Annotated in this window: 11 protein-coding genes; all 11 read left to right on the top strand. The window is 76.0% G+C overall.

The genetic code is table 11. The annotated features are described in order from the left end of the window. Positions 1-34 precede the first annotated feature (34 nt). Complete coding sequence (locus BKA22_RS08975; RefSeq protein ID WP_146953208.1) at positions 35-610, top strand: hypothetical protein; 576 nt, start codon at positions 35-37, stop codon at positions 608-610. Next, complete coding sequence (locus BKA22_RS08980) at positions 607-2,025, top strand: AAA family ATPase (RefSeq protein WP_146953207.1); 1,419 nt, start codon at positions 607-609, stop codon at positions 2,023-2,025. Before BKA22_RS08975 ends, BKA22_RS08980 begins: the two co-directional genes overlap by 4 nt. Further along, the gene (locus BKA22_RS08985; RefSeq protein WP_146953206.1) at positions 2,022-3,347 is read left to right on the top strand and encodes a GlnX family signal transduction membrane protein; all 1,326 of its coding nucleotides are present in this window, start codon (positions 2,022-2,024) and stop codon (positions 3,345-3,347) included. The genes BKA22_RS08980 and BKA22_RS08985 overlap by 4 nt, the downstream gene beginning before the upstream one ends. Further along, positions 3,344-4,327, top strand: coding sequence for a glutamate ABC transporter substrate-binding protein (locus BKA22_RS08990; RefSeq protein WP_179561714.1), 984 nt, complete (start codon positions 3,344-3,346; stop codon positions 4,325-4,327). The genes BKA22_RS08985 and BKA22_RS08990 overlap by 4 nt, the downstream gene beginning before the upstream one ends. A gap of 8 nt (positions 4,328-4,335) precedes the next feature. Next, on the top strand, positions 4,336-5,541 hold the full coding sequence (locus BKA22_RS08995) for a hypothetical protein (protein WP_146953205.1): 1,206 nt from the start codon (positions 4,336-4,338) through the stop codon (positions 5,539-5,541). Next, positions 5,538-7,766 carry a serine/threonine-protein kinase gene (locus tag BKA22_RS09000; RefSeq protein WP_146953204.1) on the top strand — a complete coding sequence of 743 codons (2,229 nt, stop codon included), beginning with the start codon at positions 5,538-5,540 and terminating at the stop codon, positions 7,764-7,766. The genes BKA22_RS08995 and BKA22_RS09000 overlap by 4 nt, the downstream gene beginning before the upstream one ends. Continuing rightward, the gene (locus BKA22_RS09005; protein ID WP_218866600.1) at positions 7,763-8,899 is read left to right on the top strand and encodes a protein phosphatase 2C domain-containing protein; all 1,137 of its coding nucleotides are present in this window, start codon (positions 7,763-7,765) and stop codon (positions 8,897-8,899) included. The genes BKA22_RS09000 and BKA22_RS09005 overlap by 4 nt, the downstream gene beginning before the upstream one ends. Continuing rightward, positions 8,896-10,179 carry a vWA domain-containing protein gene (locus tag BKA22_RS09010; protein WP_146953202.1) on the top strand — a complete coding sequence of 428 codons (1,284 nt, stop codon included), beginning with the start codon at positions 8,896-8,898 and terminating at the stop codon, positions 10,177-10,179. The genes BKA22_RS09005 and BKA22_RS09010 overlap by 4 nt, the downstream gene beginning before the upstream one ends. Continuing rightward, a complete protein-coding gene (locus tag BKA22_RS09015; RefSeq protein WP_223203603.1) occupies positions 10,176-10,940 on the top strand; it encodes an FHA domain-containing protein in 765 nt (254 codons plus the stop codon). The genes BKA22_RS09010 and BKA22_RS09015 overlap by 4 nt, the downstream gene beginning before the upstream one ends. Positions 10,941-11,108: 168 nt before the next feature. Beyond that, positions 11,109-11,225 (top strand): DUF8730 family Cys-rich protein, encoded by a 117-nt coding sequence (locus BKA22_RS20555; RefSeq protein ID WP_503826158.1) that lies wholly within the window; start codon positions 11,109-11,111, stop codon positions 11,223-11,225. Next, positions 11,210-11,332, top strand: coding sequence for a hypothetical protein (locus BKA22_RS19780; RefSeq protein ID WP_257024094.1), 123 nt, complete (start codon positions 11,210-11,212; stop codon positions 11,330-11,332). Before BKA22_RS20555 ends, BKA22_RS19780 begins: the two co-directional genes overlap by 16 nt. Positions 11,333-11,345 lie beyond the last annotated feature (13 nt).

Raw genomic sequence — 11,345 nt, forward strand, 5'->3', positions numbered from 1 at the left:
GCAGGCCAACCACGACGGGACGGGAGGGGTACGGATGGGCGTCGGCGACCTGTTCGCGCGGCTGACCGGCCGCGCCGAGCCGGAGCGCGCGGCCGTGCCCTCCGCCCCGACGGCCGACGACCTCGAGGCGGCGCTCGTGCGCGTCGAGGCGATGGTCGCCGGCGGGGCCGTGCCCGCACCCGTGGCCTCGCGCGTCGCCCGGGTCGTGCGCGTCGTGCGGGACACCGTGCCGCGGCTCGACCGCCTCGGCGCGGGCTCGCAGGACGCGTACGACGTGATGGCCACCGCCACCCGCTACCTGCCCGAGGCGGTCGGCGCCTACCTGCGGCTGCCGCGCGAGTGGGCGAACTCCCGCCCTGTCGACAACGGGCGGTCGTCGTTGCTCGTGCTCGTCGACCAGCTCGACCTGCTCGGCCGCACGATGGACCAGGTGCTCGACGCGGTGACCAGGGCCGATGCGGTCGCCCTGGTCGCGCACGGACGGTTCCTGGCCGAGAAGTTCGGCCACCCCGAGGGTTCGGGTGCGCTCAGCCTGGGTGCCGCACCCCTGGTGCCGCCCGCGCCCGCCGGTCCGGGTCAGCCCACGCCGCTCCCGGGACCGACGTCGTGACGGCCCCGCTCGCGGACGCGCTCGCCGCGCTGTCGGCCGTGGCGTCCGCCGCCGGTGTCGACCCGGCCGAGGCCGCACCGGAAGGGGCCCGCCTGGCGGCTGCCGTGGCCGAGTCCTCGCCCGGGGCGGCGGCGGACTGGTCCGTGCAGACCGGGACCGACGGCGGCACGCAGGCGTTCTTCGACGCGGCCTCGCGCGGGCGTCGGTGGCGGTCCGCGCCGACGGACCACCTGTCGTTGCTGGTCGCGTCGGGCTCGCCGCACGCACGGGCGTACGCCGAGGCGCTGGTCGAGGTGACCGCGGCGGCCGCGACGCTCGGTGCGCCCACGGCCCGGGTCGCGGGCAACGCCGCACTCGCCGGGGCGGCGCAGCTCGCCGCGCTGCCGGTGGCGGCGGACGCGGGCGGTGCCCGGCCGGCGCTCGGCCCACCCGTGCTCGGCCTGCCGGACGGGCTCCCGGGACAGACCGCCGGGACGGTCGCCGCGCACCCGGCGTCCGCGGCGACCGACGCTTCGCCCGGGGTCGACACGCCCGCCCCCACACCGCGCCGCAGCGCCGAGGAGCTGCTCGCCGAGCTCGACGAGCTCGTCGGCCTGGGCACGGTCAAGCGCGAGGTGCACCAGCAGGCCGCCGTGCTGCGCATGGAACGGCTCCGGGAGGCCGAGGGGCTGAGCACGCCCACGCTCACCCGGCACCTGGTGTTCACCGGCAACCCGGGGACGGGCAAGACGACCGTCGCCCGTCTGGTCGCCGGGATCTACGCCGCGCTCGGCGTGCTGAGCACCGGGCACCTCGTCGAGGTCGACCGCGACGACCTCGTCGCCGGCTACCTCGGGCAGACCGCGCCGCGCACCACCGCGGTCGTCGAGAAGGCCCGCGGCGGCGTGCTGTTCATCGACGAGGCCTACGCGCTCGTCGGGGACGACTACGGGCGTGAGGCCGTCGACACCCTGGTCAAGGCCATGGAGGACGACCGCGGCGAGCTCGTGGTCGTCGTCGCCGGCTACCCCGGGCCGATGTCCGCGCTCATCGCGACCAACCCGGGTCTGGCCAGCCGCTTCCGCACGACGATCCACTTCCCCGACTACACCGACGAGGAGCTCGTGACGATCTTCGGGCTGCTCGTCGACGGCGGGGACTTCACCGCGGGCGACGACACGCTGGCCCGGCTGCGCGAGATCCTCGCCGGCACGCCCCGCGGCGAGGGGTTCGGCAACGGCCGGTTCGTGCGCAACGTCCTGGAGACCGCGATCGGCAACCACGCCTGGCGGCTGCGCGACGTCACCGACCCCACCCCCGAGCAGCTGCGCACGCTGCTGCCCGAGGACCTCGAGGACCACACCACCGCCGACCCGGCGGGTCCCGCCGTCACGCAGGGCACACTCGACCCTGCACACCGAGGAGACGACACGTGACGATCACGGCCCCCACACCGCCCGTGGCGGTCGGCCCGCCGGACCCCGGCGCGACCGCACCGCCGACGAGCCCCGCTGCGCTCGCCGCCCGGGTGCGTGCCGCCCAGGGCCGACCGACGCCGGTGCGGATGCGCAGCCTCGCCGCCGCGCTCGTCGTGGTCGGCCTGCTCGTCTCGGCGACCGTCGGCTGGTCCTTCTGGTCGGCCGACCGGGCCCTGGGGCGCGCCGACGCGAACGCCGCCCAGCTCGTCCGGCTGCAGGACCTGCAGACCCGGCTCGTGCGGGCCGACGCGGACGCGACCAACGCGTTCCTGGTCGGCGGGCTCGAACCGGCCGACCAGCGCGCCGACTACGACCAGGCCATCGCCGACGCCACCGTGCTCGTCACGCAGGCCGCCCGCGCGCAGCCGGCCGACGGTGCCCTGCTCTCGGACCTCAACACCGCGATCGTGGCGTACACGAGCGACGTCGAGCTGGCCCGGGCCGCGAACCGGCAGGGTCTGCCGGTCGGCTCCCAGTACCTGCGCAACGCCTCCGCGTCGTTGCGCGCCGACGCCCTGCCCGCCCTGGCCGCGCTCATCGACGCCGACGCCGCACGCGTGGAGGCCGAGCTGGACAACGCGCGCAACGCCTGGGGCCTGGCCACCGCTGCCGGGCTCGTCGCGATCGCCGCGCTGGTGGTCGGCTCGGTCTGGCTGGCACGCCGCACGCACCGGTACCTGAACGGGCGGATGTTCGGCGCCGGCGTCGTGCTCGTCGTGCTGACGATCGGCTCGACGATCGTGCTGGGGTCGGTCACCTCGCAGGTCACGCACGTGCGCGACACCGACTACGCGGGCGCCCTCGCGCTCGCGCAGGCCCGGCTCACGGCGTACGACGCGAAGGCCGACGAGTCGCTCACGCTCATCGCCCGCGGCAGCGGCGGTGCGTTCGAGGACGCCTGGGTGGCCTCGGCCGCCGCGACCGTGTCCTCGCTGCAGACCGCCTCGGACGCCGGTGCGGTCTCGCCGACGGTCGCCCTCGAGTGGGACTCGTACGCCCAGCTGCACCAGGAGATCCGCGCGCTCGACGACGGCGGGGCCTGGGACGACGCGGTCGCCGCCGCGACCGACCGTTCCGAGGGCTCGGCCAACGCGGCGTTCGCGGCGTTCGACACCTCCAGCGGCGACGCGCTCGACCGTGCGGGCGAGGCCACCTCGGCCGGTCTCGCGGACGCCGCCGGCGGTCTGACCCTGGCGACCTGGCTCGCGGTGCTCGCGGGCCTCGTGGTCGCCGCCCTGTGCTGGAGCGGGATCTCCCGCCGGATCGAGGAGTACCGGTGACCACGACCCGCCGCACCCGCACGCCCCTGATCGCACTCGTCGTGGCCGTGACGGCCCTGCTGGGAGCGTGCGGCGGCACCGACGTCTACGCCGAGACGACCCTGCCGTCGCCCACGCCGACCGCCGCCGCGACGACGGCCGCACCGACCGCGGCCGCCACCCCGGCCGTGTGCGCCGACCCGCTCGCCTCCTACGCGCCGCAGGGGCCGCTGCCGGCCCCCGACGCGCTGCCCGCCGGCTCGACGATGGCCGAGATCCGCGCGCGGGGACGGCTCGTCGTCGGGGTGTCCGCCGACTCCCTGCTGCTCGGGGCACGCAACCCGATCAGCGGGCAGATCGAGGGCTTCGACATCGACATGGCCCGGCTCGTCGCCCAGGCGATCCTGGGTGACCCCGACGCGATCGAGCTCAAGGTCATCACCGCCGCGCAGCGCATCCCCTCGCTGCAGGACGGCACGGTCGACCTCGTGGCCCGCAACATGACGATCACCTGCGACCGGTGGACGCAGATCGCGTTCTCGGCCGAGTACTACGAGTCCGGCCAGAAGGTCCTCGTGCCGCTCGCCTCGACGGCGACCTCGCTCGACGACCTGGCCGGCCAGCGCGTGTGCGCCCCGGCCGGCACGTCCAGCCTGGCGAACCTCGCCGACCACCCAGACGTGGTGGCCGTCGCGGCGACCACGCACACCGACTGCCTCGTGCAGTTCCAGCAGGGGCAGGTCGACGCGATCACGGGTGACGACACCGTGCTCGCCGGCCTCGCAGCGCAGGACCCGTACGCGAAGGTCGTCGGCGAGGCGTTCACGCAGGAGCCCTACGGCCTGGGCATGAACAGCGACGACGTCGACCTGGTCCGGTTCGTCAATGCGGTGCTCGAGCAGGCGAAGGCGGACGGCACGTGGACGGCCTCGTACGACCGGTGGCTCGCGGACGCGCTGGGTGCCGCGCCCGCGCCGCCCGTCGCCGTGTACGGGCGGTGACGGCTGCCGTGGCCGACGCCCCCGTCGTCGCACCCGACGCGCCCGCGGCCCCTTCGGGCTGGGGGCGCCCGGTCGACGCGGCGGCGACCGCGACCTACCTGGAGCGGCTCGGCGCCTGGCGCGCGGGCCGTCGGGCCGAGCTCGACGCGCTCGACGCGGCGGCGCTGGCCTCGGGCGGGAACGACGTCACCGCGGACGTGACGCTCGCGATGGCCGTGTTCCAGACCGTCGCGACCCGCCACGACGAGCTGCTGCGCGTCTGGGCCGGTGGGCGCGTCGGTCCCGTCGAGCTGTCCCGGCTCTCCGCGATGGTCTGGGGTCGCACCGACCCGGCGGCCACGGCCGGTGGCGCGGCGGGTGCGGACCCGCACGGCGTCTCGCTGCCCGAGGCGTGCCGGCTCTCGGACGCCGTGACCGCCCAGCTGCGGCAGCGGCTCGCCCTGACTGCCGTCGGCGGCGACGTCGTGGGACGCCTCACCGCGCTGCGCGCCTCGGCCGAACGCGTCCGCGACCTGGTCGACGCGCTTCCGGCCGGCCCGGCCCGGGACGCCTCGACCCGACGGCTCGCGGACGTCGACCGCAGGCTGACCGAGGTGACCGAGCGGGCGCGGCGCGGAGCCGACGTCGGCGGGCAGCTCGGCCCGCTGGACACCGACGTGGCCACGGCCGAGCGCGACCTCATCGTGGCCGGTGCGCGGGCACGCGACGACGCGCGCGACGTCGCCCGGGCGACCGCCTGGCGGGCCGGGCTCGCGGCGCGGGCCACCCGCCTGGAGGCCCTCGTCGAGCAGTGCGTGGCCGCGGTCGTCCCGGCGCCGGTGCTCGGTGTGCCGCGGGTCGACGCGCTCGGCCCGGTGCCCGCCGACGCGGACGCCGTCGACGCGTACCTGGTCCGGCTCGACGCCGTCGAGCGGGCGCTGGCGCACGCCGAGGCCACCTACCAGGCGCCCCTGCGCGAGGTCGAGGACCTGCGCGGTCTGCTCGGTGCCACGGACGCGCAGGCCGTCGCCCGCGGGCGCGAGGGACTTCCCGAGGTCGGGGCGCTCGCCGGGGTGGCCGCCGAGGTGCTCGCCGCCCGACCCGTCGACCTGCCGCGCGCCCGGGCGCTCGTCGCCGCCTACCGGGTGCTGCTCGACGCCGCCCCGCCCGCCGTCACGCCACCCGCGGGGCCCGCCCGCCCTGCCTCCTCGACCGCCCCTGGACGGAGCTCATGACCTGCACGCAGCCCGGTTGCACCGGGACGATCCTCGACGGGTACTGCGATGTCTGCGGCACCCCCGGCCCCGACGGGGCGACCGGCACCACGACCGGCACCACCGCGAGCGCAGCGGCCGGACCTGCCGGCACGGACGACGCGGTGTCGACCCGCACGTCCAGCCAGCGGCTGGCCTCCACCGCGATCGGCTCGGCACGCACCGGTCGTACCGGCACCACGCGCCGGGTCGGCTCGTCGTCCACCCGACTGCGCGCGGCACGGCTCGGTGCCGGGCTGACGACCATCGCCCCGGCACCCGCGGTCGACGCGGCCGCCGCGCTCATGGCCGACCCGCAGGTCGCCGAGGAGAAGCGGTTCTGCCCGTCCTGCGGAGCCCCTGTCGGGCGTGCCGTGGGCGACCGGCCCGGGCGCACCGAGGGGTTCTGCCCGCAGTGCCGCAACGCGTACTCGTTCGCCCCCAAGCTGCACCCCGGCGACCTGGTCGGCGGGCAGTACGAGGTCGCCGGCGCGCTCGCCCACGGCGGTCTGGGCTGGATCTACCTCGCGCGCGACAAGAACGTGTCCGACCGCTGGGTGGTGCTCAAGGGCCTGCTCAACACCGGTGACGCCGACGCGCTCGCCGCCGCGATCGCCGAACGGCAGTTCCTCGCCCAGGTCGAGCACCCGCGCATCGTCGAGATCTACAACTTCGTCACGCACGACGGCGCCGGGTACACCGTCATGGAGTACGTCGGCGGGCACTCCCTCAAGGGGCTGCTCAAGGACCGCATGGTGGCCGCCGGTCACTACGACCCGTTCCCGCTCGACCAGGCCATCGCCTACGTCCTGGAGATCCTGCCCGCGTTCGAGTACCTGCACGACCTGGGCCTGGTCTACTGCGACTTCAAGCCGGACAACCTCATCCAGATCGGTGACGACGTCAAGCTCATCGACCTGGGTGGCGTGCGCCGCCTGGACGACCAGGACTCGGCGATCTACGGCACGGTCGGCTACCAGGCTCCCGAGGTCGCGGAGATCGGCACCTCGATCGCCTCCGACGTCTACACCCTCGGGCGGACCCTGCTGGTGCTCGCGATGGAGTTCCGCGGGTACCAGTCGACGTACGTCGACTCGCTGCCGCCGGTCGCGCAGACGCCGCTGTTCCAGCGGTACGACTCGTTCTACCGGCTGATCAGCAAGGCGTGCGCCGCCAACCCGGACGACCGGTTCGCCTCGGTCGCCGAGCTGCGCGTGCAGCTGCACGGCGTGCTGCGCGAGGTCGTCGCGCACGACCGCCCCGAGGGCGGTGCCGCACGCGACGTGGCGCCCTCCCTGCTGTTCACCGCCCCGGACAGCGCCGCGGCGACGCTCACCTGGGAGCACCTGCCGCTGCTGCGGCCGGACACCGCGGACCCGCAGCTGGCCTGGCTGGCGACCGTCGACGTCCCGGGCGCGCGCGCCCGGCTGACGCAGCTGGACGCCGCCCCGCAGCGGTCGGCCGAGGTGCTGCTGGCGATGGGCCGTGCGGCGCTCGAGGCCGGTCTGCCGGACCGGCTCACGCAGGCGACGGACGAGCTGCTGGCCGCCGACGCGTGGGACTGGCGTGCGGTGTGGCTGCAGGGCCTCGGCGCCCTGGCGGCCGGTGACGGGAGGCGCGCGCAGGCCTCGTTCAACGCCGTGTACGGGCAGGTCGCCGGTGAGCTGGCGCCCAAGCTCGCGCTCGCGACGGCCTGCGAGGCGTCCGGGGAGCCGGACATCGCCGAGGCCCTGTACCTGACGTGCGCGCGCACCGACGGCGCGTACGTGCCGCCGGCCGCGTTCGCGATCGCGCGGATCCGGGCGGCGCGCGGTGACGGTGCGGGCGCGGTCGCGGCGCTCGACCTGGTGCCGCCGACCTCGCGTGCGTACACCGAGGCGCGGCGCCGCCGGGCGGTGACGCTCGTGGCGTCCGACGGGGGCCTGCCCGCGCTGGCCGAGGCGATGGCCTCGATCGAGGGGGTGGGCGTCGACCCGGTCGACGGCGCGTGGCTGACGGCCGACGCGCTGGCCCGGGCGCTGGCGATCGTGCGGGCATCCGGGCCGCAGCCGGCGCTGCGCATCGGCGAGCACCCCGCCGCCGAGGAGCCGCTGCGGGACGGTCTGGAGAGCACCTACCGGCGGCTCGCCGACGCGGCCGCCACGCCGCAGGAGCGGGTGGCGCTGGTCGACGCGGCCAACGAGGTCCGTCGATGGACCCTGCGATGACCGGCTCGGAGGTCGCTGCGCGCACGTGCGCGCACTGCGGCACGATCGCGGCCGCCGATGCCGTGTTCTGCGAGGCGTGCGGGGCCGACCTGCCGGTCCTGGCGACGGTGGCGGCTGCCGGGGACCCGCGGCCCACGGCGGCCACGTCGGGCAGCAGCGCCGTGACCACGCCGCTGCGAGCGGTCGCCGCCGCGCACACGGCCGCCGCGGAGACCGCCCCGCTGTGCCCGGACCCGGCGTGCGGGGGAGCGGTCGACGCCGACGGCTACTGCACGGTGTGCGGCACGCTCGCCCCGCGTCCGCGGGACCACATGGTCGAGGCTCCCGCGGTCTGGGTCGCCTCGGAGTCGGACCGGGGTCGGCGTCACCACCGCAACGAGGACGCAGCCGCGCTGGCCGCCGATGCGGCGCCCGGCAGCTGGGCGGCCCTCGTGGTGTGCGACGGGGTGTCGACCTCCGAGAGCTCGCACGTGGCGTCGTTGGCCGCGGCGCGCGCGGCCCGGGACGTCCTGGCGCGCGAGCGCGGTGCGGGCCTCGCGCAGGGGTCGGCGCTGCAGGCGCTGTCGGCCGGCCGGCTCGTGGCCGCGGGTGCTGCGGCGGCCCGCGCGGTCGCGGCGGTCACGCTCGCCGAGCACGTCGACTCGCCGCCGTCCTGCACGTTCGTCGCGGCGCTCGTCGAGGGGCACCGGGTGACGGTCGGGAACGTCGGCGACTCGCGCGCGTACTGGGTGCCCGACGCCGGTGAGGGTCAGGTGCTGACCGGGGACGACTCGGTCGCGGCCGACCAGGTGCGCGCGGGTGTCCCGCGCACGCAGGCCGAGGCCGGACCGCAGGCGCACGCGATCACCCGGTGGCTGGGCGTCGACGCCGAGGACCAGGTCCCGACGGTGACGCACCTGCAGGTTGCGGAGCCTGGTTGGCTGGTGCTCTGCTCCGACGGGTTGTGGAACTACTGCTCGGAGGCGAGCGACCTGGCGGACCTGGTGCGCGGGGCGGTCGCGTCCGCGGGCGGCGACCCGGCCGCGGCGTGCACGTCGTTGGTCGACTGGGCGAACGAGCAGGGTGGCAAGGACAACATCACGGTGGCGCTGGCCCGGCTCGGCGCGACGACCGACGAAGGAGAACCCGCATGAGCAGCTTCACGGCCGCGGTCTACCAGAACGAGTTCCTGGCCGACGGGTCGACCGACGTGCACGCGATCGTCACGGTCGAGTGCACCGGCGCGGGTCAGGCCGGTCAGCAGGGCACGGGCGAGGCCGCCGAGCTGATCATCGTCGACTGCTCCGGCTCGATGGGGCCCGAGGGCATCCGGGCGGTCCAGGCGGCGGCCGCCGCGGCGCTCGACCAGATCCTGGACGGCACGTGGTTCGCCGTCGTGGCGGGCAACCACCAGGCCTACGTCCTCTACCCGTACAACCCGCAGCGGCTCACGCTGGCGCGCATGTCGCCGCAGGCACGGCAGGAGGCGCAGGCGTCGCTCGCGGCGTTGCGGCCCGAGGGCGGCACGGCCATGGGCACGTGGCTCGAGCTGGCGGCGACCCTGGTGCGGACGGCGCCGACCGTGACGCAGCGGCACGCGATCCTGCTGACCGACGGCAAGAACCAGCACGAGACGCCGGCCGAGCTCGACGCGCGGGTGCGTACGGCGGTCGGCACGCTGCAGGTCGACTGCCGTGGGGTGGGCGCGGACTGGGAGGTCGGCGAGCTGCGCCGGATCGCCCAGGCGCTGCTGGGCACGGTCGACCTGATCCCGCGGCCCGACCAGATGGCCGAGGAGTTCGCCTCGCTCATGCGGGCGTCGATGGCACGTGGTGTCGCGGCGGCCGAGCTGCGGGTGTGGGCGCCGCAGGGCGCGCAGGTGCTGTTCGTGCGGCAGGTCTCGCCGTCCGTCGAGGATCTCTCGGCGCGGCGCAGCGAGGTCAATGCGCTGACCGGCGCGTACCCGACGGGTTCGTGGGGCGACGAGTCGCGCGACTTCCACGTGGCGGTCCGGCTGCCGGCCTCGCGGCCGCTGGGTCAGGAGCAGCTGGCGGCGCGCGTACAGCTGGTCGTGGGCGGCGAGGTGCAGTCGCAGGGTCTGGTGAAGGCGAAGTGGTCGGACGACGACGAGCTGACGGCCCGGATCAACCCGGAGGTCGCGCACTACACGGGTCAGGCCGAGCTGGCCGAGGCGATCCAGGAGGGTCTGGCGGCGAAGGCCTCGGGTGACGACCGGACGGCGACCGCGAAGCTCGGACGGGCGGCCCAGCTGGCGGCCGAGACCGGCAACGAGGAGGCGACCGCGAAGCTGCGCAAGGTCGTCGACATCGAGGAGCCGGCGACCGGCAAGGTGCGCCTCAAGCGTCAGGTCGACCGGCTCGACGAGATGGCGCTGGACACGGCCTCGACGAAGACGACCCGGGTGAAGCGGTGAGCGCCGGCACCTGCCCGCAGGGGCACCTGTCGCAGGCGGACGACTACTGCGACGTGTGCGGGGCGCCGATGACGGCCGCGGCACCTGCGGCGGCGCCCGCTGCTCCCGCCCCCGCCGCCTCGTCGTCCGCGACCCCGGCCGCGGCGGGACCGACGGCCGAGGTGCCGTGCCCGAACTGCTCGCTGCCGAACCTGCCTGGTGCGCTGTTCTGCGAGGGCTGCGGCTACGACTTCACGACGGGGGCGCTGCCGCGTACCGCGGTGCCGGCGACGGTCCCGGACGTGAACGCGGCGGCTCCCGACGCGGCGGTGACCCTGTCGGCGCCGGTCGCGCCGGCCGTCCCGCTGGAGTGGGTGGCCGAGCTGTGGGTCGACCCGGACTGGTACGCCGAGCAGGACTCGACCGAGCCGTGCCCGTCGCCGGGGCTGCCGGTGTCCGTGCCGCTCACCGTCCGGTCGCTGCTGGTGGGTCGGGTGTCGCGCTCGCGGGGCATCCACCCGGAGATCGACTGCGACGGTGACGAGGCGGTGAGCCGGCGGCAGGCGCAGCTGACGACAGACGGCACGCGCTGGTTCGTCGAGGACCTCGCGTCGTCGAACGGCACGTACGTGGGCCCGGCCTCCGGTCCGCTGCCGACGGTGCCCCTGACGCCGGGGCAGCGCCGCGAGCTCGCGGAGGACGACCGCGTGTACGTCGGTGCGTGGACGCGCCTGGTGGTGCGGCGTGCGACGCCGGAGGAGCAGGTCTCGGGCGTGGTCTGAGCCGGATGGGGAGCGGCCCGTGCGGCTGCGTTCTCGCCTGGCGGCGCGGGGGATCGGCGCGGTCCCCCGCGTGTGGCCTGCGCTGTTGCCGGGATACCCCTGGGGGTATAGGTTCACTCCCGAACCTGACGTCCGCCCCCACGGCGGCCCGCCCGAAGGAGATCCCCCATGTGCAGTCCTGCCCGCTGTTCGCGTTGCGGCAAGGTCACCTGGACCGGCTGCGGCATGCACGTCGACTCCGTGATGGCGGACGTGCCGCCGGCGGAGCAGTGCACCTGCCGCTGAGCCCCGACGGGGTCGTCCCCCGGCAGGACGTGGCCACGAGCTGCCCGCTCCCGGCGCGGCGGCTCGTGGCCACGGTGCTGCTCGGCCCGCAGGTCGATCTTCGCTGATACCGAAAACACC

Origin of the sequence: Cellulomonas soli, from assembly GCF_013409305.1 — a bacterium.
Classification (GTDB): domain Bacteria; phylum Actinomycetota; class Actinomycetes; order Actinomycetales; family Cellulomonadaceae; genus Cellulomonas; species Cellulomonas soli.

Coding starts and splice junctions, on each gene's coding strand:
- BKA22_RS09000 (WP_146953204.1), top strand. CDS start 5,538: ATGACCTGCACGCAGCCCGGTTGCACCGGGACGATCCTCGACGGGTAC.
- BKA22_RS08975 (WP_146953208.1), top strand. CDS start 35: ATGGGCGTCGGCGACCTGTTCGCGCGGCTGACCGGCCGCGCCGAGCCG.
- BKA22_RS09010 (WP_146953202.1), top strand. CDS start 8,896: ATGAGCAGCTTCACGGCCGCGGTCTACCAGAACGAGTTCCTGGCCGAC.
- BKA22_RS09005 (WP_218866600.1), top strand. CDS start 7,763: ATGACCGGCTCGGAGGTCGCTGCGCGCACGTGCGCGCACTGCGGCACG.
- BKA22_RS20555 (WP_503826158.1), top strand. CDS start 11,109: ATGTGCAGTCCTGCCCGCTGTTCGCGTTGCGGCAAGGTCACCTGGACC.